This is a genomic window from Methanomassiliicoccales archaeon (assembly GCA_014361295.1).
In the GTDB taxonomy this organism is placed as follows: Archaea; Thermoplasmatota; Thermoplasmata; order Methanomassiliicoccales; family JACIVX01; genus JACIVX01.
On sequence record JACIVX010000001.1, the window covers coordinates 995480 to 1019381 of the forward strand.

The following is a 23902-nucleotide window of genomic DNA, read 5'->3' on the forward strand; positions in this document are numbered from 1 at the left end:
GAGAGATGGTAATCGGGGGAATTCCCGCGACGAAGATCGCAGATAAGTTCGGCACCCCTGTATACGTGACCGATGAATCGGCTCTTCGAGAGAATTTCAGACGGATCAGCAAGGCTTTTTCGCGCCACATGTCGACTCACATTCATTACGCCTGCAAGGCGAACACGAACCTTGCCATCCTGAGAATCTTAAAACAGGAAGGCAGCTACATAGACGCGGTGTCGATCGGAGAAGTCGAAACATGTCTGAGAGCCGGTTTTTCACCGGATAAAATCATGTTCACAGGTGTGTGCGTTTCAACGAAAGAGCTGGGGGCTGTTGTTTCGAAGGGAGTGCTCATCAACATCGATTCATTCTCGGAAATGAAAAGACTGGCAGGAATCAAATCTGGCATTCCGATTTCGATCAGGGTCAATCCCGACGTAGGAGCTGGACATCATGATCACGTCGTCACGGGAAGCAGGAAATCCAAGTTTGGAATCCCCCTAGCTGATATTTTAAAAGCGTATTCGGAGGCTCTCGATCTCGGATTGATTCCAGTGGGCCTTCATGCACATATCGGCGCAGGGGTTCAGGAAATCGATCCCTTCGTCAAGGTGACCGATGTCCTCGTATCAATTGCGAAAGAACTTGAGGAGAAATTGAAAATTGAGCTCGAATTCGTCGACATCGGGGGCGGTATCGGTATTCCGTACAGGCCCGACGAAAAACCAATGGACGTCGATCTGCTCGCGCAGGAAGTTACATCTAGGATCAAAGCGGGCTGCTCTGTTGAAACGGTGGCAATCGAGCCAGGAAGATACATTGTCGCTGACACTACCGTCCTGCTCACGAGAGTAGTTGATATAAAAGAGACGCCAGAGAAGAACTTTGCATGCGTCGACGCGGGATTCAATATCCTTATCAGGCCTTCATTTTATGGTTCATACCATCATGTCGCTGTTGCTAATAAGTTCGATGCTTCGGGGGAAGTGATCTACGATATCGTCGGACCGATCTGCGAATCTGGTGATTTTCTGGCAAGGGACCGACTTCTGCCAAAGCTAGATGAAGGGGATGTAATTGCTGTTTATGACGCTGGTGCTTACGGCTTTTCAATGAGCTCCCAGTACAATTCGAGACCGAGATGCCGGGAAGTACTCGTTTATAACGGAACCGCGAATATTATCCGGGAGATGGAGACTATTGATGACATACTGCGACATCAGAGGGTGCCCTCGAGGCTGATGGTTTGAAATTCTGGAAGTATCATGGGATTGGCAACGATTTCATTCTATTCGCTGATTTCCAGCGGCGCCTGCAACTCTCGAAAAAGAAAATTGTGGGTCTTTGCGACAGGCACTACGGGATCGGTGCAGACGGGATCCTGATTCTTGAACAGTCGCGAGATGCCGATGCTGCGATGAGGATTTTCAACGCGGATGGCAGTGAAGCGGAAATGTGTGGTAATGGGATCAGATGTGCGGCAAAGCACCTCTACGATTTTTCGATTGTCAGAAAAGAAAGAATGAGGATTGTCACGTTAAGCGGCGTTAAAGAGGTGCGATGCATCGTTCAAAATGAAGAGGTTGACGAGGTCATTGTGAATATGGGTACACCTTCCCTTGATTGCTCATCAATTCCAATGAAATATGAAGGTCAATTTATCCAGAAGGTTATCGATGTAGGTGGGCGGCAGATCCGTGGAACAGCGGTATCGATGGGAAACCCTCATTTCGTGACTTTCGAGGATTTTGGGCCTGACGAAATAAGAATTCTCGGCCCCTTGATCGAAAATCACCCCATTTTTCCGAGAAGAACAAACGTGGAGTTTGCGAGAATCGATGCGAAGAGGATTATCGTTGATGTCTACGAGCGCGGAGCTGGATGGACACTTGCATGCGGCACTGGCGCGTGCGCGGCTGCCGTCGCGGCTGCGATCGCTGGGCTTGTCAAATTCGATGAAGATATTGAGGTGCGGTTGCCGGGGGGCAGCCTCTGGGTGACTGTTCCAAAGGATCTGTCGTCGGTCACGATGCGTGGTTCAGCTGTTCGAGTTTTTGTGGGAGAAATTGAACTGGAGTGATCGATATGAGGCATGAGGTTGCAGAGAGACTGAAAAAGATTCCTCCATATTTATTCGCTGATATCGAAGCGAAGGTTAGAGCAAAGAAAGCTGAAGGACTGGACATTATCGATTTCGGAATCGGAGATCCAGACATTCCGACACCAAATGAGATCGTGGAAGAGCTGATCAGGCAGGTGAGGGACCCCATTAATCATCAATATTCAACGAGTGCTGGCGAAATTGAGACGAGAAGGGCCGTTGCTGAATGGTACATGAGAAGGTTCGGTGTCGATGTCGATCCTGAAAAAGAAGTTGTCATCACGATGGGAAGCAAAGAGGGACTCGTCAATATATGTAGAGCCTTTGTCAATCCTGGCGATGTAGTACTCGTTCCCGACCCTGCATATCCCGTTTACGCACAAGGAGGCGCCCTACTCTCAGAGGGGATACCTGTGAGAGTTCCGTTGCTCCCTGAAAATAACTTTCTTGTTGATGTCGATCGTCTGCCTGAGAACGGAAAAATGATTTTTATCAACTATCCAAATAATCCAACCGGTGCTGTTGCGTCAAAGGAGTTTTTGAAAAAGATCGTAGAATGGGGAAGAGAAACGCGGACGATTATCTGCTACGATAATGCCTACTCGGAAATCACCTTCGATGGTTACATCGCGCCAAGCATTTTGGAATTTGGAAGAGAGTGCATCGAATTTGGATCGTTCTCGAAGACTTTCAATATGACTGGATACCGGATCGGATACGCCGTTGGTAGCGAAGATCTAATTGCCGGTTTGAAAAAAGTGAAATCCCAGGTCGACTCTGGCGTTCCAAAATTCATCCAAAAGGCGGCCATCAAAGCTCTCAAAGAGTACGAATGCATTGGAAGGCCAGCGTCCGTCGAGAAAAATTGTGAAATCTATAAAGGCAGGAGGGATGCATTCGTCACAGGTCTTCGGAAACTAGGATTCAGAGTAGAGCCGCCGCTCGGAACTTTCTACCTCTGGTTCCCAGTCGACGAGAAATCGATGGAGTTTTCGAAAAAGCTTCTGGACGTGGGAGTCGTGGTAACCCCCGGAGTCGGATTTGGCGAATACGGCGAAGGCTACGTTCGTGTTGCTCTTACTCAACCAGTAAGTCGTATCAAAGAAGCGCTGGAACGGATGGAACGGGTTTTATAGCTTCCTGTTCACGGCCGCTTTCAGCGCTTCGACAGCTGGTAGCGGTTTTCCCATCAAAAAAGTCTCCAGCGCTCCTCCGCCTGTACTCACATAAGAAAGTCGATCGGCGAGTTTCAGGGATTCGGCGACACCAACCGTATGGCCGCCTCCGATGACCGTGTAAGCATGCGATGTCGCCATCGCCGTCAGAAGTTCCTTCGTTCCGAGCAAGAATTCCTTTTTTTCGATCATTCCAGCGGGTCCCGACATGAAGGCGGTTTTTGCATTGTGAATCACTTTGACAAACTTCTCGATCGATGCTCTTCCGATATCCAGTATTGGGTATTCCGATGGAAGGTCTCCGACAAGAAGTTCTCTTCTTCTCCCGTCGACCTCAATTGCAACATCGTGAGGCAACAGAATTTGCTCGCCCTTTTCTTCCAAGAGTTTCTTCGCTGCTTCGAGATCTTCCTGAGTCAAGCCAGCAGAAAGAGCGTCCTCATTCGTTTTCCCAAGATCCGCCCCCCTTGCTTTCAAGAAAGCGTTCGCTGATAGACCGACGAGGATGACCATCGTCGCAATCTTCTTACTAATCAATCGAGTAACGACGGCGACAATATCGGTCACTTTTGCCCCACCAAGCACGAAGACCGATGGTTTCGCGGGATTCTCGAATAATTTCTTCAATACGGAGAGTTCTTTCTCCATTAATCGCCCTGCAGCAGACGGAAGGACTGCTGGGAACCCAACGAGCGAACAATGAGCCCTGTGAGAAGCGGCGAACGCGTCGTTGACATAAAGATCTACGAGTGGTGCAAGAACAGTTACAAGTTCTGACTTTGCGTGCTCCTCCTGTGATTTCTTTTCCTGTTCGTACGACAATTCCCTCACATTCTTCAAAATGATCGCTTCACCTGACTGGAGTTCTCTGATCGCGTTGATCGCTTTTTCGCCGATGAGATCATCCACATAACGGACCTCTTTGCCCAAGTGCTTGCTGAGGACGACAGCATGTCTATCGAGGGAGACAAAATCCCAATCGCCAGGTCGTCCCTGATGAGCTAGGATGACCACTTTGGCATGCTTGCTCAGCAACTCCCTCACCGTCGGAACAATCTGTCTTATGCGGTTATCATCCTCGATCTCCAGCGTATCTTTTTTCAGTGGGCAGTTGATGTCGACCCTAAGCAGCACAGTTTTGTGCCTTACATCGAAATCATCGAGGGTGTTGTACTCTTTCATGGCTATACCTCAAATGATGTACGAGAGGAAATCGACAAGTCGACTTGAATATCCCCATTCGTTGTCGTACCAGCATAGCACCTTGACTAAATTACCTTTTTCCTTTGCAACCATTGTACTTGGAGCATCGACAACTGAGGAGCGAGAATCGCCAACAATATCGATGGAGACGATCGGTTCTTCCGAATAGCCTAGTAAACCTTTCATGGAGCTTTCAGCGGCCTTTCGCAACGCCTCGTTTACCATATCTCTGTCAACACTTTCCATGACCATAGCAGTAAGATCCGTGATTGATCCATCAGGAACGGGCACGCGAAGCGCAACGCCGTTGAGCTTTCCGTCGAGTTCCGGCAAGACCTGAGAGACAGATCTGGCAGCGCCAGTTGTCGTGGGGACGATAGAGAGGGGGGCTGCCCTTGCCCTTCTCAGATCGGTATGTGGAAAGTCCAGCAATCTCTGATCGCCAGTGTAAGCGTGGACCGTCGTCATAAGGCCAGAGATTATTCCAAAGTTGTCGTTTAGTACCTTCGCAGGGAGCACAACACTGTTCGTCGTGCACGATGCCATTGAAATAATATGATGTTTTTTTGGATCGTAAGCTTCCAGATTCGCTCCGAGAACAACGGTGATGTCCGGATTCGTTGCTGGTGCAGTGATGAGGACTTTCCCTGCGCCAGCATCAAGATGGAGTTTACACATCTTCCTGTCTGTGAAAAAACCTGTTGATTCGACGACGACATCGATCTCCTCGCGAGCCCAGGGCAATCTTGAGGGGTCTTTTTCAGACGTGAATTTGACGATTTGATCGTTGATTGCCAGATTACCGCCAGTTGACTGAATATCCGCATTGAGCTTTCCATGCACGCTGTCGTATTTCAACAAATACGCGAGCGTCTTTGAATCGGCGAGATCATTCACCGCCACAATTTCGAAATCACTGAGATAATTCTCATGCTGGAGAGCACATCTGAAGAATGATCGGCCGATTCTGCCAAAACCATTGATCGCGACTCTGATTGTCATACGCAAATAACAGAGAGTTGAAAGGGTAAAAAGGGTTGCTTATGATCGAGCGTCTTAATCATTTGCCTATGCCAAGGCTTCTGTCGGTTTTCCTGATCGACCTCAGGGGATCCCTTTCGAGCTTCATCATGGCCCTGATACAGTCAATATTCTCCGGTATCACATCGCTTTCTTGGTGCACCGCTTGATAATAATAAAGTGTGCTGTTAACGACTTTGACCCCATCTTCCCAAACGATAATCTCCATGAAATCTCCACGAGGCCGGTTAAGATCCCTCGCGAGTTCCATGATCTGCGCGGAGGATTTAATCCCGTGCTTACCGCTCACAAATTTAATTCTAGGAACCTTATCCCAGACTGATAGGATATCTTCGTCTTTTGCTTTCTTCTTCAGATCAACGGCGAGGCAATGGATGTGCATCTGTGTTGTCGGCGTTACTACCGCCATTGTCTGGATATTGAGCCACGGCATGATCGTTTGCACATCAGGCCCGTGATGTGTTGGCAGTTTCAGAGTCGGTTCGATCGCATTAAGGGCCGCGCCCTTACGGTCTGCGGGATCCGCGCCTCTCCGTATTAAGGCGGCAAATACCCTCTCAATACCAAAAACCTTGTCGATTGGATAAAGCGTTCTTATTAGACCAGTTGTATTGCAGCTGACGACGCGAACAAAACGCGCACCCCAGGCTTCGTGATAATTTGCGAAGGAATTAAATGAGATCCCAGCAACGCCGTGCTTCTCACCGCCCTGGAAAATCGCCTTCACACCTCCCTTTTCGTATATCGGCTTGTAGACGGCCCCGACATCACCTGGCGTCGCGTCAACGATAATATCGACCTTCGAGAGCAGGTCTTCGAGCGTCCCAGCGACCTTTATACCATCTTTTTCAAAAGCTTCGATGTGTTCCGGTCTCGCGGCGTATAAAGGGATTCCTTCCTTGATCGCAAGTCGTGCCTCGTAGCTCGGTCTCGTTTTCGTAACACCCACGACTTCCATATCATCCTGTTTTGCGATGGCGAAAGCTATTCTCTTGCCGATTGTTCCGTAACCGTTGATGCCAACTTTCACCTTCATATTTCTCTTCCTCGCCGCACATGACATTAATGGGAACCAATATTTGAATTCCGATTTCCCGTTTCGGAATCTAAATCGCAATATTTGAATCTGCGCGGTTCTATTATTTGTTAAAGATTCCAGTACTTTCTCTGAACGTTGATGACCTTTTCGACAGACTCCCTATCGATGGTGTCGACATCCCTGACCTGATCTCTCATCATGGAGATTTTCTTGTCACAAATTAAACCAGCGAGGCCAGCAAGCACCTCAGCTGTTGCTTCAAGATCGTATCCTCCTTCGAGAATGAATGCGATCTTCCGATCGGGCGATATATCGATCAATTTTCGACAGAGTTCCAGATAACCTGTCGATGAAAGTTTGAGCGAAGCAATTGGATCGGCGTAATGAGCGTCGATACCGATACTTACAAGGAGACCTTCTGGATTATACTGTTCAAGCACGGGTTTGATAATCTTTTCAAATGCAAAAAAATAGGTTCCATCACCGACGCCGCTTCTCAGCGGAATGTTGATCGTATACCCTTCCCCAGCCCCCGTGCCAACATCTTCAGCGGCGCCACTACCTGGATAAATTCCGTACTGGTGAGTTGAAATGAAAAGTACTCTGTTATCATCATAAAAAATATCCTCAGTACCATTTCCGTGGTGGACATCGATATCAACGATCGCGATTCGATCGAGGAAGAGTTTTCTGGCGGCGATTGCTATGTTGTTAAAATAACAGAAACCCCCACAAAAATCCCTCCCTGCATGATGTCCAGGTGGTCTTACCAGGGCAAGAGCTGGCCGACGGTAATTGTAGGCGATTTTTGCAGCGGCAATCGCGCCGCCCACAGCAAGAAGGGCGATTTCATATGTTTCTTTGCGAATATATGTATCTGGATCAAGAAATCCTTCTTTCGCCGTTCTGATTCTTTCAATATGATCTTTCGTATGGACGAGCAACAGATCTGTCTCGGAGGCCGGTTCAGGTTTGATGACATCTTTCCAGACACCGGTATCCATCATTTTCCTTATCGCGAAAACGAGTCTATCGGGACACTCTGGGTGGCCGCTATATTGAAAGTGATCAAGATATCTTTCGTGAAAGACGATCGTCATCCGAGTAATAAGAAGAATTATCCATTAAAAAATACTTGGCCTAACTATCATAGATGAGATCACTCTGAAACGTCGATCAACAAGCTGCTAACACATTGAAACATTCTATAACCCTTGACTCCGTTTCAATATGTGAATTACTAGCAAGCATTAAATAGTCGGCTTGAGATAAAGGTTGACTGTGCTTAAAATGACCACGCGCTTTGATATTTCGGTGATTTCTCGTATTAGCGCAGTGGTGATCATAATTAGTTAGAGGCATCCTGGTAAAGGATGTCCTCACCCATTGTCGGATTATGGAGGGTAGCTTTTGAGAGGATCAAAGGCAGTTTTAGAGTTACTTGAACGACATGGCGTCGAGGTCATGTTTGGATTACCGGGAGGCACCACGATTCCCCTGTACGATGACCTTCTGGATTCAAAGATACGTCATGTGCTAGTCCGTCACGAGCAATGCGCGGCGCATATGGCTGACGGATACGCAAGGGCGACGGGAAGACCCGGCGTATGCACTTCAACATCGGGACCTGGCGTAACGAATCTCATGACAGGCGTGGCTACAGCATTCGTCGATTCCTCGCCGATGCTTGTGATCACAGGTCAAGTCGCTACCCACCTTATCGGTAATGATGCTTTTCAAGAGGCCGATTCGTTCAGCCTAATGATGCCGATCACGAAACACAATTTCAGAGTTCTCGATCCAAAGGATATCCCTGAGGCGATCAAACGGGGATTTAAGATCGCGACAACAGGGAGATACGGACCCGTCCACGTCGATTTGCCCGTTGACGTAATGCGTGCGGAAGTACCGGATGAATTACTCGAAAAAGAGTTTCACGTGGCAAAGCCGATGGAAGACCTATCAGATCTTCCCGAAGCACTCAAAATGTTGCGTGAGGCCGAGAGGCCATTGTTGCTTGTCGGCGGAGGTGTCATTTGGGCGAACGCGTCTCGTGAAGTGCTTCAACTCGCTGAGAGTTTAATGGCACCGATTGTGACGACGATCATGGGTAAAGGTGCGGTTCCAGAGAGTCACCCACTCTGCCTTGGCGTCATCGGCATGCACGGTCGAGAGGTTGCCAGAAGAGCATTCCTTGATTGCGACGTACTCCTGGCCATTGGCACGCGATTTTCTGACAGAAGTGCGGGTAATCAAAGTATCCTTTCTGACAGGGTGAAAATTATCCATATTGACATCGACGCTGGTGAAGTCGGAAAAGGCATGCATACAAGAGTTAGGCTGATTGGCGATGCAAAAAAGATACTGAGGGCAATCATCGCTGGACTCAGTGCCTCAAGAGGGGAAACACCATGGTCTCTTCGCATGAAAGCGATGCGAGAGGAGTGTGAATGTTGCATCGATCTCGGTGGCAATCCGATCAAACCGCAAAAGGTCATCCACGAACTCAACAAAATTTTGCCCGATGATGCGATTGTCACTACAGAAGTCGGACAGAATCAAATGTGGGCCGCGCATTTCCTCAAGGTACGCCATCCACGGCAATTCATAACCTCTGGAGGATTTGGAACAATGGGATTTGGATTCCCGGCGGCCCTAGGCGTTAAGGTCGCTTTTCCAAACAGACCTGTTATCGATATCGCAGGTGATGGGAGTTTGCAAATGGTCTTCCAAGAGTTCGCGACAGCCGTCTGCGAGAATCTTCCTGTCATGGTGTGCCTCATGAACAATGGGTGGCTCGGAATGGTCAAGCAGTGGCAAAAGCTGTTCTGGGGAAAGCGATATAGCGGTACAGAGCTGAAAAATAATCCCGATTTCGTTAAACTTGCCCAGGCATTCGGAGCTGATGGCGTCATGGTGGAGAAGCCATCAGAATTGAGAGAAGCATTGGAACGAGGTTTGAGATCTGACGTGCCCTTCATCGTCGACATTCGTGTCGATCCAGAAGAGGATGTTCTTCCAATGATTCCACCTGGCGGTGGTAAAGATCTTGTGAGGGGGCGCTGTAAATGGAGGTCATAAGAATTATCGGTGAGAATACTCAAGGAATCTTTCCGAAGGTTCTGTCAGAGCTGGTGCGAAGAAAGGTTGAAGTGAACAGAGCGTTCGTCGAAAGGAGCAATGGGAAGATTGAAATGATCATCGAACTCAGGAATTCATCTCTCAACGGAAAGCTCCTTCACTCACTTCGAAACCTTCAGGATGTCATTTCTGTCGAGTACCTCAAGGAGAAATACATTTGCCGCTGGGAGCTTTCGCCTGAGGAGAACTCTCAAATGACATTCGTTGGACCGCTTGGCAAAGATAACTGATGAGAAGGTTGAAAGCGAATCTTGTTTATATTTGACATCCTTTAGGGTCGCAAATCAAATCGGATAGGTGAGATGTATATGGCGAAAATCTATCATGATAAAGATGCGGATCTGAATGTCCTGAAGGGTAAGAAAATAGCTGTCCTCGGTTACGGAAGTCAGGGGAGAGCCCAGGCTCTTTGCCTCAGAGACAGTGGATTAAACGTTGTTGTTGGTGTGAGAAAAGGTGGGAATTCCTGGGAGCAGGCCAAGAAAGATGGCGTTGCGGTCGCTGAGATTCCGAATGCTGTCAAGAACGCGGATGTTGTTATGATGCTCCTTCCGGACGAGGTCCAAGAAGAAGTCTACAACAAGTACGTACTTCCAAACCTGAAAGAGGGGTGTGCGCTCGATTTCGCGCATGGGTTTACCGTCGTCTATGGTCAAGTCAAACCGCCGAAGAATGTCGATGTCATCATGGTCGCACCGAAATCGCCTGGTAAAAGGGAACGGGAAGTCTTTCTGGAGGGTTTTGGCGTACCTGCCCTCATCGCAGTGGAACAGGATTATACTGGGCACGCAAAGGAGATCGTTCTCGCGCTCGCGAAGGGTATTGGGTCGACAAGAGCTGGTGTCATTGAGACAACGTTCCATGAAGAGGTCACTTCCGATCTCTTCGGAGAGCAGGCAGTTCTCTGCGGTGGCGTTACCGCGCTGATTCTCGCCGGTTTCGATACACTTGTGAAAAGAGGATATCAGCCAGAACTTGCCTATTTCGAATGCCTCCACGAGCTAAAGCTCATCGTGGATTTAATCCAAGCAGGTGGACTCGTACACATGTGGAAGAACGTCAGTAACACGGCTGAATTCGGAGGTCTCACGCAGAGGGATTACATCATTACTGAGGAAACGAGAAAGGCGATGGACAGGATGCTCGATAAAATCCTCTCAGGTGAGTTTTCTAAAGAATGGATTGCCGACTGGAAGAATGGTCTCAAGAGAATGAAAGAGTTAGAGAAGCAAGAATCCGAGAGACTGATCGAGGTTGTGGGTAGAGAGATCAGATCACTCTTTGAAATGAAGAAGGCCAGCGAGTGACTTCTTCGCTCACCTTACTAGAAACCACTTCTTCTCCTCATTATTTTTTCATCTGTCAAAAAATGATAATTATTCCGTACCTTTATGACGGATTGGTGATAGAATGACGAGACGGGTGAAGATGATCACGCCGCATGATGAATTTCTTATCGAATTGAACGATACGAATACAGCTGAAGCGATCTGGAACGCTCTTCCTTTCGATGCATATACGAACACGTGGGGCGAAGAGATCTACTTCGAAATTCCTGTAAAAATGAAATTAGAACGCGGCAAGAAGGTAATGGAAATCGGTGAGGTTGCATACTGGCCTGATGGAAACGCGCTCTGCCTTTTCTATGGTCCGACACCCGTGAGCGGTGATGAGTCTCCAGTCGCGATCTCCCCTGTCACACCTGTTGGCAGAGTGTTAGGAGATCCAAGAAATCTGAAAAGAGTTGGTGATCGAATGAAGGTCACCCTCGACCGCGCCTAATTATATGAAACGATCTATCGGGCATCTAATTCCCGCCGATAAGTTCCAGAGATTCAATACTCACTGTTGGTACGATACATGATCTGACCACGGTTGCATCGTTGGCGATATCCTTCACTTTCATCAGCGCTTCAAACATGTTACCGACAAGAAGCGCGTGATTGATCGTCTGGATGATCTCCCCCTTCTTAATGACCGATGCGCATCTCACTTCCATTGCAAATGCCCCATTGATTGGATTAACCTCCGGTGCAGCGACCCGTTCGATTAATATGCCATCATCGATTGAAGAAATAAGAGATTCTCTACTCTTCTTCCCTGGCATCAAAACAAGGTTGATAGGACTGATCGACACAGGCGTTCTGTAAATGCCATGAGCATCTATAGAATTCCTTCTCATTCCATTACCGGAAGATTTCACACCTTCGAGTGTTGCAGTATAACAATCGTAAATGAATTGCCTGAGAATCCCTTTTTCAACGATCGTTTTTCTTGCTGTTGGTGTGCCTTCATCATCAAATGATGCCGAAAGAATTCCTCTCTCGTCACCAGGATCATCAACAATTGTGACCAATGATGACGCCACTGTCTCGCCAATCTTGTTTGCCCATGCGCTTCTTTTCCTGTGAACATTCTCACCGTCAATCGCATGACCGACGGATGTCAGGAGCATTTCTGCGAAATTGGCGGGGGTCAACACTGTTTCACCGACGCGCCGGCCCTTAAAAGGCACCGCCTGGGCAGATGCCTTCGCTCCTTCTTTGAGGGATTTTCCAATCGCGAAAGGATCGACATCGCTCAGGTGAGTTGAATAAAATTCTTCGATGCCCTCTCCTGGCGTATCGCCATTTGCCTTAGCGGTAAATCTTAGATAAAGCATCGTGCTCCTATGAGAAGCGTCGACACCATTTGAGTTTACAATCCTCAGTTCGATTGTCGAGACCCTTAGTAGGCCAAGTGGCACGTCGACCTTTCCCTTCTCAGTACAGTAATTCACAATGGAACTTGCGATCTCTGCCAGTTCCCCAGTCGTTGCCGATTCAATTCGTCCGTCGAAAACCTTCGGAGCAAAAGTAATCTGCCCACCAGTAGAAAATTGTTCGAAATTTCTATCTTCAGGAGAGACCGTCGCTAGGTCACTAGCGAGACGGACGCACCTCTCCGCATCTTTGATTCCATCGCATGTTGCCGAGGACTGACCTATCCTCTTTCCTTTTGCAATCCTGACAGCAATGCCCCGATCGAACTTCTCCTCCACACTCTTTATCGATCCGTCGTCAACGTAGACACTCAGCGTTTTTGTTTCTGTTCCGAATACCTCGAACTGATCAACCCCAATATCGCTCCTCGCTGTTCTGCTCGCAGTTCCAATGATCTTATCGAGACTCAATCAACCGCCCCCAACGATAAGTCTGGATCTACAATAAGGTCCACCCGACGATACGGGCACAAAATCCTCCGTTCCTTTGCCGCACGTACCGCCGTCCAGCTGGACCTTCTTGCCAACAGCATCGGTCGTCTTGAGTATCTGTAAGGCGTTTCCAGTCAAGGTAAACGATCTCAGCAAGTCGCGGATTTCGCCCTTCTCAATGAGATACCCGCGGAGTGTTTTTGCCTCGAAACCTCCTCCGACGGGATCTTCCATGCCGCTGATCATTTTCTCCGCAAGCACACCATAATCAATGTCCTCGATCATTTCCTCAAGGGTCCAGTCACCGCTTTCAATATAAGTATTCGTCATTCGAACCCAGATGCGCCTGCTGAAATCTTGAGCTCGCCCATTGCCCGTCGGTTTCACACCCATTTGAGCCGCGGTTTCAAGATTGTGCATGTATCCTTGATAAATCCCCTTGTCAATGATCAGTGTCCTGGAACTCGGCACGCCCTCATCGTCCACGGGTATCGATCCATAGGCGCCCCTGATCGTCCCATCATCTACCAATGTGACAGCCTCACTCGCGACTCTTTCCCCAACAGCCTTCGTCAGGAAAGATCTCTTTTTGACGATCTCATCGGCTTCCGCCGCGTGACCGATAACTTCGTGTGCGAGAAGGCCAGTTATCTGAGGATCAGAAATGCATATTAAATACCCTGATGGTGGCTTTTTCGCGCCGAGCATTCTAACGGCTTCTTCACCACACTTTCTTCCGATCGCTTCGAGATCGCTGTCCCTCGCGATTTCAAAACCTCCCGTTCCATCGACGCTCTCGTAATAGACCTCCTGGCGACCGCCCTCTGAGGCGATAGAGTAAGCGATGAGACGGACTCTGACCTCTTCCCATTTGACCTGAACACCAAAAGAATTCATCAAGAGATTCGTTCTCACTTCGTCTTTATAATTTGCGTTCGTATTCACAACGCGTTTTTCAACCCGTTGAGAAGATTCGAGCTCTCTCACCACTTTAATTTTTTCATCGATCGGCACATCGACAGGATGCACCTTGAGATCCGCCCTGATCTTCCTTTCAAAAGATGGCATTTCCGTGATCTTAGGACCTGCTAAACGACCTAATTTTGCATTCCTCACCGCATCGATACATGAAGTAATGGCAGAGGGTCTGTCGAGAGCGACGGTAGAGGCGTAGCCCCATGAGCCTCCGATCCTCGCCCTGAAACACAATCCTCCAATCCTTTCCTCATTTAGCGCCCTGATTCCTCCGTCAACAATCCTGATCTGACACGAATGCACAGTCTGAAATCGCGCATCGCAAAACTCCGCACCTTCCTTCAGCATACGATCAACAGTCTCGCTCAGAATGTCCTCCATTCAGATCACCATCAGTTCCTTGGGAGCGGTTGTTAACAATTCGCATCCACTCGCCGTAATGCGCACATCGTCTTCAATCCTGATTCCTCCAATGCCTGGAACATATATACCTGGCTCGACCGTAAGGATCATATTCTCTTCCAGAGCAAAACCGTCTTCGGCTGCGATTCTCCCTCCGTCATGAACGGAGAGACCTATCGCATGGCCAATCGAATGAATGAATCGCCCTTTAAATCGAGTCGCGTCGATGATGTTTCTAGCACAGGCGTCGATGTCCTTTGCCTTCACCCCAGCACGCATCATCCTGATCGCAGCCTTTTGGGCCTCGAGCACGATTGAATACATTTCCTCAAGATCTGACTGTGGCTTGCCAAAAAAGAAAGTGCGAGTGATGTCGGAGCAATACCGCCGATACTTTGCACCAAAATCAAACAGCGCACAATCGCCTTTTGATAACTTCTTGTTCGTTGGCACATGATGTGGCTCAGCCGAATTTGCTCCAAAGGAAGCATTTGGATCGAATGATGGAGAAGTTGCCCCTTTTTTCTGCATCCGATATGCGATCTCAGCCGCAGCTTCGTATTCAGTCATTCCTGCCGTCAAAAAATCTGGGATCTCTTCTGCAACATCCGAAACGATCTTGCACGCTTCCCTGATTCGGGCAATCTCATCATCATCTTTCACCAACCGTGCCCTCTCAAGCGCTTTCCAAACATCAACTTCTTCAATCTCTGGCACAGCTTTCTTGATTTCGCGAAGGCTCCTCAATGTGATCGCTGCACCGTTGAGTCCCAGGCGCTTGACGCCCTTGAGAGACTCCCTCAGCATCCGTTCCCTGTCCGCCGCTTTATCGAATACTTTAACGCTATCGAAACCTGATCTCGCACTGGTCTCTTCTAGCTTCGATGAAAAGAGATCCAAACCGCCATCGGGCCATAATATTACAAAACAACCTTCAAAGAGTCCTGATTCAAGACCTGTCACGTAAAAAAATGACTGATCAATATTTGGTTCAGCGTCATTAATGAGCAGAATCGCGTCAACTTCTTCAACAAGATTCGCAAAAACGCGCTTCACTCTTCCATTCATGAAATCACTTGGAGATGAGAAGTCGCACAATCGCTTATAACTGTTCCGACGAATCGACTTTTTGATCCGACTGGAGTGCAAAAAATACAATGTTGTCTCATACACCGATCCAAACGTTATTGATGATTCGTTTTAGAGCTGCGATCGCAGAGAGCGCGGCAAGATAACTTGTTGACGGATTTCGCGGAAAGGGCACGTTGCTTGTCGTCGAGGTGATTTCACCAAATGGTCCCTTCACAATCAAAGTGTGCGTATTCCTTTCTCCGTTTGGATCGCACACGATTTTCACCTTGGTTCTGTCAAATCCTATACCCAAGAGGCTCAGCGTCGCAGCGACGTTCATATTCCTCGGAAAAATTCGAGCGGCGTCGCGCGCAGAACCCTCAAAAACGACCGTTGGTTCCTTGATTTTGTCGATGTCGATTCCTTTCTTTTTGAAGTATTCGATTGAGCGGAGACTCTTGGCCCCCTTTGTGGTTATCAAAGTTACTTCGTCGATTTGACCAGCGGAAGCTGACCGCAGACCATCAGTACCCGTTATCGCCCCTGAAGGAACGAAAAGACGGCAACCCTTCTCCTTCGAAAGTTTGAAGCATTTTTCTCTAAAATCATCGTCTGCAAAAGCGCCAACGCTCATCATCATCACGTCGACACCTTTCTCAAGAAAAAAGGGGACGAAATGTCTTGCTGCCTCCTGGCTAGCTGCTTCAACAACTAAATCGATATCATTGACAATACCAGAAAGACTCTCGTCGCTGTTGTCGACATATTTGACTTTATGTAATTTTTCGACTAAATGGGCGGCGCAGACCTTACTCTTGTCCGTGATGTAGATTACATCGACCTCAGGCATCTCGTCGACGGCTTTCGCCAACGTAGTTCCAATCGATCCACACCCGATGATGAGGAGCCGCATGCGATTCCTTACCAATACGCAGCTCCGATATAATCTTATTGCAGAACGTAAGCGGGCGAGAACAGAATTTTTCGGATATTCGAAGAAAATTACCGAATTTTGATTCTATTGCGATGATGACTTTGGCGACTCGCTGTCATTCGATCAGTGACTGATTATTGCGAAAGCGAAAAGGATGACTCCTACCTACTAAGACAAGTTAGCACGTCATCTCTACAATCGGTATTCTTTGATCCTGTCGGCCATCTCCGAAAGTCGCTTCTGCACGAGATCGTTGATCGAGCCTTTTTCGAAACTTCCATCTGGCATTCTTTGACCGGCCTTAACACCCGTCAGGATTTCCATGCCCTCATCGATTGTGTTGACAGGATAAATGTGGAACTTACCTTCCTTCACAGCTTCGACAACCTCTTCCTTTAGCATGAGATTCTGAACGTTGCTTTCGGGAATCACAACACCCTGCTTCCCCGTGAAACCTTTGAACTTACAGACTTCAAAAAATCCCTCAATTTTCTCATTGACGCCGCCAATGGCCTGCACCTCCCCTTTCTGGTTGACTGAACCCGTTACAGCAAGGTACTGTTTGATTGGCTTTTCCGAAAGAGCGGAAAGAATTGCGTAAAGCTCCGTGCTTGATGCGCTGTCACCATCGACACCACTGTAGCTCTGTTCAAAAACAATCTTTGCGGTGAGACTCAGAGGTTTCTCACGCGCGTATCTGTCATTGAGATAACCGCCGAGTATCATCACGCCTTTCGTGTGCGTTGGCCCGCCCATCTGCGATTCTCTTTCAATGTCGATGATCCCTTCACGACCAACACCGATACTCGCAGTGATCTTGCTTGGTTTTCCAAATGTGTAATCTCCAACAGACATTACCGCGAGACCATTCACCTGGCCGACCCTTTCGCCATCGGTATCGATCAGGAGGAGACCTTTCATAATGGCCTCCTGTATCTTTTCCTGGACCATATTTGAACGGTAAACTCTTTCCTCGAGGGCTCTGTCAACATGTTTCTTACTGATCAGTTTTGCGCCATCCTGGCGTGCGTAGTAGTTCGCCTCTCTAATCACGTCTGATATTTCAGAAAATCGCGTCGATAATTTATTCTGATCGTCTGCGAGTCTCGATCCGTATTCAACGGCGGCCGCAAGTCCACTCGGATCGAGATGCAAGAGGTGTTCTTTTTCGCAGAGAGTGCATATGAATGACGCATACTTCTTGATATTCTCGTCATTTCTCTCCATTGTCGTATCGAAATCCGCCTTAACCTTGAAAAGTTCCCGGAAATCTTTGTCCAAAGAATAGAGCAAATCGTAAAACATCGGATTGCCTATGAGAATGACCTTCGTCTTAAAGGGGATTGGCCCGGGCCTAAGGGTTTTCGTGACCACATAGCCGAATTTCACAGCAGGCTCCTCAATTTCGAGAACTTCATTAGCCAAGGCCTGTTTAAGGCTCTCCCAGATAAGAGCGTCCCTCAGAAGTTCCTCAACCGGCAGTACAAGAAATCCGCCATTCGCCCTGTGCGCAGCACCGCCGCGGATCATCGTGAAATCAGTAACAAGCGCGCCAAATCTGGCTTCCTTTTCGGTGACGCCGAACAAACGGCTGTATGAGGGATTAAGCTCGATCACTACGGGTGCACCCTGAAGATTTGAATTGTCGACAACGAGATTGACGGCGTAATTCTTTATCGGATCGACTGGTGGTGTGAGAAAAGGAATCTGAGCTTCTTTCTGTTGACCCTGTAGAATGATTGGGAGATTTTCGATGATGTTTTCCTGCACTTCCTTCAAGAATTCAAGCACATCTTTCGAGTCACCAAATTCTTCGCGAAGTGATGCAAGAAAAGGCTCCATAGCAAAATTCGCTACTTGCTTGTTCAAATCGCTAACAATCTCCTCTGCTCGTCTCTCCAGATCTCTAAGCGACCTGAAGACGCTGAAAATTCTGTTTTGAACTACCTCCCTCTTCTTCTGTATTCGCTGTTGCAGCGCAGGAGGTAAGTGAAGAAACTCTTCATCGGTGATCGGCCTTCCGTCGATCACGGGTATCAATATCAGTCCAATCTGAGACTGCTGTATTGCGAATCCGCCCTCTTCCGCGATTTTGTCGACTGTTTTGCTCAGCTCACTTCTCTCTTCCTCGATCGATCTGAGCATGGCTGTCCGCTTGTTGATATAATCGTCGCTCTCGAACGCTGATTTGAGGGCGCCTGTGATACCAGCAACGAATTTTTCCATTTCCTTTTTGAATCTGCTCCCTTTACCAGGGGGGAGTCCAATCGCTTTTGGCCTTGTTGGATCTTTGAAATTGTTGACGTAACACCAATCATTCGGAACAGGTCTCGATTTCGCGAGCTCCCTGACGAAATCGACGATTGCAGTGCGCCTACCCGTTCCGGGGATTCCAGAAACATAAATGTTGAACCCTCTGTCCTCGATGTTAAGTCCGAATTGAAGCGCCTTTACTGCTCGATCCTGACCAATGATTCCAACAAGAGGGGTGAGATCGGCTGAAGATTCGCATTCAAAAACTATTTCTGGACAGATATTCCTACATTGATCAAAAGATAATTCACCCGTCATTGTATCAAGCGTCCATCAATAAACTTCATGAATCATTGGAGGTCCATATACTAAAGAATTACTGTCATCAGATTGATAACGAAAAGAGTTGAAATTGCGCCTTAGTTTAACGATTAATATAAAATTAATACGAAATGCTATTAAATTTGTCCCCGTTATTGATCATTTCGTATGAATGACGTCAAATCCGTTAATCCATCCCGCAAAACCAGGGTAAGGTTTATTTAATACGCCATGGTAGGGGAAAGGGAATGCAAACAGGTACGAAGATTCCGAGATGTATGAGCACTCAACATCCAGACAACGTCAACGTCCCATTTTTCGCCGAAAGCGCCGAATTGGGAGGAGAGGACGAGATCCAAGAAGCCTACTACGTTTTCTCACATCTCGGATGCGACGAACAGATGTGGGATTGTGAAGGAAAGGAAGTCGACAATTTTGTCGTGAAAAAATTGTTGACGAAATATGATCTTTATTTCAAGGACCACAGAATTGGAAGAGATGTTTTCATCACGCCGCGGGTGCCGAATCCGACTGTGGAAAAAGAAGAAGCAAAGATACTTCTGGAGACGCTAGAAAGCATTCCCCGATCGTTCGATACGGCAAAACTTTTTTATGGTGACGATATCCCGCCAATTTTTGAAGTCATTTTGCCGATGACGGCATCTGCAAAATGCTTGGACAGAGTTTATCGCTACTATAGGGATTTTGTTGTTGGAAAACAGGTGAAGGCGTTCAGAAAGGGCGATATCACGATTGCCGAATGGATTGGAAGATTCGAACCGGAACGGATCAACGTTATTCCTCTCTTTGAAGAACTTGATCACATGCTAAATGCACACAAAATCACACGCGAATACCTCGAAGATAAGGAAATTTTCCACCAGAGGGTTTTTCTTGCAAGGTCAGACCCAGCGATGAACTATGGATTTATCAGTGCGGTGCTCATCAACAAAATAGCGCTTTTCAGATTGCAACGGCTTGAGGAAGAGAGCACGGTTCGCTTATACCCAATCATCGGCATTGGTTCCGTTCCTTTCAGGGGAGGATTCAGACCTGAAACGGTGGAGAGGGTAATGGATGAATATCCATCCGTGCAGACATTCACAGTGCAGTCATCATTCAAATACGACAATCCCCCTGAGAAGGTTAGGAATGCGATTGAAAAAATCAAAGAGAGAAAACCCAGCAAGGCTCACGAAATTGACGAAAAGAGATGCCTTGAAATCGTCGAGAAATACTCAAAAGAATATAGGAATCAGGTCACACAGCTAGCGATGTTGATCAACGAAATGGCAAAATTCGTGCCGAGTAGAAGAAAAAGGAAACTGCACATTGGATTATTCGGTTATTCTCGCAGCATCGAAGGGGTGAAACTTCCGAGAGCGATCACATTTACCTCAGCGCTTTATTCGATAGGACTGCCTCCAGAAGTGCTCGGTCTCAACGCTCTTGACGACAGAGACTTGGAATTCCTCCGAGATGTTTTCGTTCATTTTGATGATAGCATGAAAGATGCTTTGCGTTATCTCAATCCTGATTCGCTGGGTCTCGTACACGCGGATTTGAAGAAGGCTATCGCGAGACTTGATCTTGACTACGAAATTGATGAAACCCATCGAAAACTCACATGCGAAATGGTTGATATTTTAAGACATAGATCAGGAAAAGATATGAGCGAGATCCTAGTACGCGCTGCTCATCTTCGCGGATTTCTCGGTTGAATGGTCTTCCGAACCAAAAAAACGAGACGATAAGAATCCATCAAAATAATCTCAATTCCAGAGACCTCCGCTTGAAAAATATCGATGATCACGCTGGTTGAATCCCGGACAATTTTTGATCGACTGCTATAAATAATAAGGGAAATTTGCACACACGTTCTTCACGATATCGATGGCCAAGGTCATCGTGATGACCCCGCAAGATTGAGGAGATACCATAAAGGAAATTGGGGGTTTTCAATGAGGTCATAGGAATCATACATCTTTCCAGACCGCTCTGATGCTTCCAATAAGCAATGATTTTTCGTTGGCGATAAAATCAAATTTTTTGAGATGTAACCCTGTGTATCAAACGATCTACCCAGTTAGCAATACATTCATCAACATTTCCGGCCAGGCCCACAGTTTCCATCTTTCTATTCATCTCAGCAATTGCTCATCTTACACTTTCTAAATTCAGGTTCAATCGGTACGTAGAAGATTTAAAAGGTCACATGAACTCAGCGTAATGGTATGAATACGCTCTCGGTTCATCATTGATGGTCAACATTATTGCACCTTTGTTAGGAATTTCTGATATCGCGGCGATCATTTCTTTATTTGGTCTCAACGCACAATGAATTTATTCGGTCTCCTGATGGAACTTCATAATTGCGATTCACAGAATCCAGCCTAGACATCTTTCTACTTTGGGACGTTCACTAGTGCTATACCATGGATTGCTATTATTATCTACTTTTTTCGGCGCCGTATCGTCCTATTCGGGCACAATACCTGCATTCGTTTACGAGATCATCGCTTCGCTGCTCGTCTTCTGGATGACTTTTCCAGTCCACATAATCCTACAGTATTAGAAACTCGGGAAATTGAAAGATTACCCATGAGGCGAGCGAATTAACATAATCTTCAGTCTCGTTTGGAAAACGGCGTCAGCTTGGCAAATTTGAGCTGGCACCCTCAGAGGAGCGTGATTTTCCAGGGTCGAGTAGTTCAAAACCCGTACTTCGATCCATTTTTCTAATCGCGTCTGATTCTGTCAACTCGATCAGGACGACCTCGATCACCTTCCATGTCTCAACACCTTTTCTCAAGCAACCAACAATTACATCGCCATTTCTTCCTAGAGCACCATGAATGTGTGAGATTGGATAGCCGTTTTCATTCAGAAAGATTGTTCCAACGCCGAGCAATTCATGCACGTCAGAAAAAGGCAACAACATCGGAACGATTGACCTGGCCTTAGGATCTGAAGGGCCCACTACAACGTTCCCCCTTTGTGCTCCTCCGACGATGATGAGTACTGCAGAAGAAATACCGTGTTCGAAAGCGAATTTTTCCAAAGATTCGTGAATGATTTCGCCGTCTTCGAGCCTGATGATGAAGATACGTCCTTGCCTTGCTTCGCAATACTTCATATATTCAAACCTCTGCACGATCCAATGATAGACCAAATGGAGGATTCAAACTTATATGTTCCCGAATGAGCATCTGCGAATACTCGTAAAATGGAATAGCGTAGTACATTGACGATCAATCAAAAATACAGAATCGTATCAGTGTCGTCCTTTACCCAACGATATTAAATAATCGAAAAAAAAGAGGAGGGGTTATTTCAACGCTCAGTCGCCGAGGTCCTCCTCGCCGCCGCCACCCTCCTTTCCTTTACCGGCTGTACCAGATTTGGTTTCACCCTTTGCCGCGATGACGTCATCGATCCTTAGGATCATCACAGCAGCATCGGTCGCAGAGTTGATCGCCTGCCTACCAACGCGCAGCGGTTCGATGACGTTCTCCTTGAGCATATCTGTGATCTTGCCCGTGAAGACGTTCACACCCGCGTGCTTTTCGCCGCTCTTGTGAGCCTTTCTCAGCTCAATCAGTATATCGATGGGATCCAGCCCGGCGTTTTCAGCGAGAGCAGTCGGAATGACCTCAAGCGCCGCTGCGAACGCATCGATCGCAATTTGCTCTCGACCACTCACGGTGGCAGAGTATTCCCTCAGCTTCATCGCAAGCTCGACAGCTGTGGATCCACCACCAGTGATCATCTTGCCGTCTTCAATCGCGACCGCGACGACGTTCAGCGCATCATCGAGTGACCGCTCCATCTCGTCGACGACGTGCTCAGTACCACCGCGAACAAGAATCGAGACCGCTTTCGGGTTCTTGCAGCCTGTGACGAAGGTCATCTCGTCCTCCTGGATCTTTCTGACTTCAACGAGATCGGCGGTACCGAGATCGGAGGACTCAAGCTCACTGAACTTGTTAACGATGTTCGCGCCAGTGGCTTTCGCCAACTTTTCCATGTCCGATTCTTTCACCCTTCGAACTGCAAAGATTTTCTCCTTCGCAAGGAAGTGCTGAGCTAAATCATCAATTCCCTTCTGGCAGAACAGGACGTTCGCACCCGCTTTCTTGACGTATTCGACCATCTTTCTGAGCATGTTTTCTTCTTCAGCGAGGAACGCCTGCATCTGGGAAGGGTCGCTGATCTGAATCTTCGCCTCGACCTCGGTCTTCTTGATCTCCATTGCGCCGTTGACGAGCGCGATCTTTGCCTTTTCGATCTTCCTTGGCATTGCAGGATGTACTGGCTCCTTGTCGATGATGATTCCCTTGATAATCTCCGTGTCCTCCATCGAGCCGCCCTGCTTCTTGACAATTTGGATATTGTCCTTCAAATCAACAACCCACTTGCCGTCCCGCTGCTCTGCAACCGTTGTGACTGCTTCGACTGCTAGATTCGCAAGGTGTTCTCTTGAAGCCGAAACGGCTTTGCTGATCATCGCTGTCATTGCGATCTTTTTCAAAGTCTCCTTGTCATCGGGTCTCACTGGGATGGCAAGCGAATCGAGAATTTCAGTAGCCTTCTGTGCGGCCATCCTGTAACCCTGCGCGATGATCGTCGGATGGACATCTGCATCGATCAGGTCCAAAGCTTTCTTGAGAAGCTCACCAGCAAGAACTGCAGCGGTTGTCGTACCATCGCCACACTCCTCGTCCTGAGCCTTCGAGACTTCCACGAGCATTTTGGCAGCTGGGTGCTGGACGTCCATCTCCTTGAGAATGGTAACACCATCGTTTGTAATGACAACGTCCCCCATGCTGTCAACCAGCATCTTGTCCATTCCTCTCGGGCCCAGGGAACTTCTCACGGCATCCGCAACGGCCCTTGCAGCCATGATGTTGTTGTACTGAGCATCACGACCTCTTTCTCTCTTGGTACCTTCCTTCAGGATAAGTATCGGTGTTCCAGCCATTCCCATTCAACCCACCTCCACAGGGAAATGTCTTCAAGAGATATTCGGAAGCTGTTATCCCTTATGTGTTTGTTCTTCTATATAAAA

At 47.7% G+C, this 23902-nt stretch carries 21 protein-coding genes; 10 read left to right on the plus strand and 11 right to left on the minus strand.

The features are described from left to right. Positions 1-5: 5 nt before the first annotated feature. From lysA to H5T41_05015, 3 genes are read left to right on the plus strand one after another with little or no spacing between them, the layout of a single operon-like run. Entirely contained in the window at positions 6-1235 is a 1230-nt protein-coding gene (gene lysA, locus H5T41_05005) for a diaminopimelate decarboxylase (protein MBC7108129.1), read from the plus strand. After that, positions 1232-2065 carry a diaminopimelate epimerase gene (locus H5T41_05010; protein MBC7108130.1) on the plus strand — a complete coding sequence of 278 codons (834 nt, stop codon included), beginning with the start codon at positions 1232-1234 and terminating at the stop codon, positions 2063-2065. The genes lysA and H5T41_05010 overlap by 4 nt, the downstream gene beginning before the upstream one ends. A gap of 5 nt (positions 2066-2070) precedes the next feature. Then, positions 2071-3222, plus strand: coding sequence for an aminotransferase class I/II-fold pyridoxal phosphate-dependent enzyme (locus H5T41_05015; protein MBC7108131.1), 1152 nt, complete (start codon positions 2071-2073; stop codon positions 3220-3222). On the opposite strand, the gene H5T41_05020 is transcribed toward H5T41_05015, so the two are convergent. The 4 genes from H5T41_05020 to H5T41_05035 form a co-directional block, all read right to left on the minus strand. Continuing rightward, positions 3217-4443 (minus strand): phosphoglycerate kinase, encoded by a 1227-nt coding sequence (locus tag H5T41_05020; GenBank protein MBC7108132.1) that lies wholly within the window; start codon positions 4441-4443, stop codon positions 3217-3219. The two genes, H5T41_05015 and H5T41_05020, sit on opposite strands and share 6 nt — an antisense overlap. Before the next feature lie 9 nt (positions 4444-4452). Then, on the minus strand, positions 4453-5466 hold the full coding sequence (gene gap / locus H5T41_05025; GenBank protein MBC7108133.1) for a type I glyceraldehyde-3-phosphate dehydrogenase: 1014 nt from the start codon (positions 5464-5466) through the stop codon (positions 4453-4455). Positions 5467-5524: 58 nt separating this feature from the next. Further along, positions 5525-6541 (minus strand): type II glyceraldehyde-3-phosphate dehydrogenase, encoded by a 1017-nt coding sequence (locus H5T41_05030; GenBank protein ID MBC7108134.1) that lies wholly within the window; start codon positions 6539-6541, stop codon positions 5525-5527. A 110-nt stretch (positions 6542-6651) separates the two neighbouring features. Then, positions 6652-7644, minus strand: a complete 993-nt coding sequence (locus H5T41_05035) for a histone deacetylase (protein MBC7108135.1) — start codon at positions 7642-7644, stop codon at positions 6652-6654. A 310-nt stretch (positions 7645-7954) separates the two neighbouring features. On the opposite strand from H5T41_05035, the gene ilvB reads away from it, so the two are divergent. The 4 genes from ilvB to H5T41_05055 all read left to right on the plus strand — a co-directional run bounded on the left by ilvB (position 7955) and on the right by H5T41_05055 (position 11467). Next, on the plus strand, positions 7955-9625 hold the full coding sequence (ilvB, locus tag H5T41_05040) for a biosynthetic-type acetolactate synthase large subunit (GenBank protein ID MBC7108136.1): 1671 nt from the start codon (positions 7955-7957) through the stop codon (positions 9623-9625). Further along, positions 9613-9915 carry a hypothetical protein gene (locus tag H5T41_05045; protein MBC7108137.1) on the plus strand — a complete coding sequence of 101 codons (303 nt, stop codon included), beginning with the start codon at positions 9613-9615 and terminating at the stop codon, positions 9913-9915. The genes ilvB and H5T41_05045 overlap by 13 nt, the downstream gene beginning before the upstream one ends. Positions 9916-9993: 78 nt before the next feature. Next, a complete protein-coding gene (ilvC, locus tag H5T41_05050) occupies positions 9994-10992 on the plus strand; it encodes a ketol-acid reductoisomerase (protein MBC7108138.1) in 999 nt (332 codons plus the stop codon). A 121-nt stretch (positions 10993-11113) separates the two neighbouring features. Then, entirely contained in the window at positions 11114-11467 is a 354-nt protein-coding gene (locus H5T41_05055) for a hypothetical protein (protein MBC7108139.1), read from the plus strand. 25 nt (positions 11468-11492) lie between these two features. Here the strand turns inward: H5T41_05055 and H5T41_05060 are convergent, their stop codons facing one another. The 5 genes from H5T41_05060 to H5T41_05080 all read right to left on the minus strand — a co-directional run bounded on the left by H5T41_05060 (position 11493) and on the right by H5T41_05080 (position 18831). After that, positions 11493-12857, minus strand: a complete 1365-nt coding sequence (locus H5T41_05060; protein MBC7108140.1) for a TldD/PmbA family protein — start codon at positions 12855-12857, stop codon at positions 11493-11495. Further along, positions 12858-14234, minus strand: coding sequence for a TldD/PmbA family protein (locus H5T41_05065; protein ID MBC7108141.1), 1377 nt, complete (start codon positions 14232-14234; stop codon positions 12858-12860). It lies immediately after the preceding gene. Then, positions 14235-15323, minus strand: coding sequence for an aminopeptidase P family protein (locus H5T41_05070; GenBank protein ID MBC7108142.1), 1089 nt, complete (start codon positions 15321-15323; stop codon positions 14235-14237). Positions 15324-15420: 97 nt separating this feature from the next. Continuing rightward, complete coding sequence (locus H5T41_05075; protein ID MBC7108143.1) at positions 15421-16239, minus strand: aspartate dehydrogenase; 819 nt, start codon at positions 16237-16239, stop codon at positions 15421-15423. A gap of 213 nt (positions 16240-16452) precedes the next feature. Continuing rightward, positions 16453-18831, minus strand: coding sequence for an AAA family ATPase (locus tag H5T41_05080; protein MBC7108144.1), 2379 nt, complete (start codon positions 18829-18831; stop codon positions 16453-16455). A gap of 251 nt (positions 18832-19082) precedes the next feature. Here H5T41_05080 and H5T41_05085 point away from each other — a divergent pair, with 251 nt between their 5' ends. From H5T41_05085 to H5T41_05095, 3 genes are all read left to right on the plus strand, one after another. Further along, positions 19083-20555 carry a phosphoenolpyruvate carboxylase gene (locus tag H5T41_05085; GenBank protein MBC7108145.1) on the plus strand — a complete coding sequence of 491 codons (1473 nt, stop codon included), beginning with the start codon at positions 19083-19085 and terminating at the stop codon, positions 20553-20555. A 341-nt stretch (positions 20556-20896) separates the two neighbouring features. Next, positions 20897-21064: a hypothetical protein gene (locus H5T41_05090; protein MBC7108146.1), complete on the plus strand. Its 168-nt coding sequence runs from the start codon at positions 20897-20899 to the stop codon at positions 21062-21064. A 30-nt stretch (positions 21065-21094) separates the two neighbouring features. Further along, a complete protein-coding gene (locus H5T41_05095; protein MBC7108147.1) occupies positions 21095-21175 on the plus strand; it encodes a hypothetical protein in 81 nt (26 codons plus the stop codon). Positions 21176-21484: 309 nt separating this feature from the next. Here the strand turns inward: H5T41_05095 and H5T41_05100 are convergent, their stop codons facing one another. Both H5T41_05100 and H5T41_05105 read right to left on the minus strand, forming a co-directional pair. Continuing rightward, the gene (locus tag H5T41_05100) at positions 21485-21970 is read right to left on the minus strand and encodes a DNA-binding protein (protein ID MBC7108148.1); all 486 of its coding nucleotides are present in this window, start codon (positions 21968-21970) and stop codon (positions 21485-21487) included. A gap of 204 nt (positions 21971-22174) precedes the next feature. After that, the gene (locus tag H5T41_05105; protein ID MBC7108149.1) at positions 22175-23815 is read right to left on the minus strand and encodes a TCP-1/cpn60 chaperonin family protein; all 1641 of its coding nucleotides are present in this window, start codon (positions 23813-23815) and stop codon (positions 22175-22177) included. Positions 23816-23902: the final 87 nt, after the last annotated feature.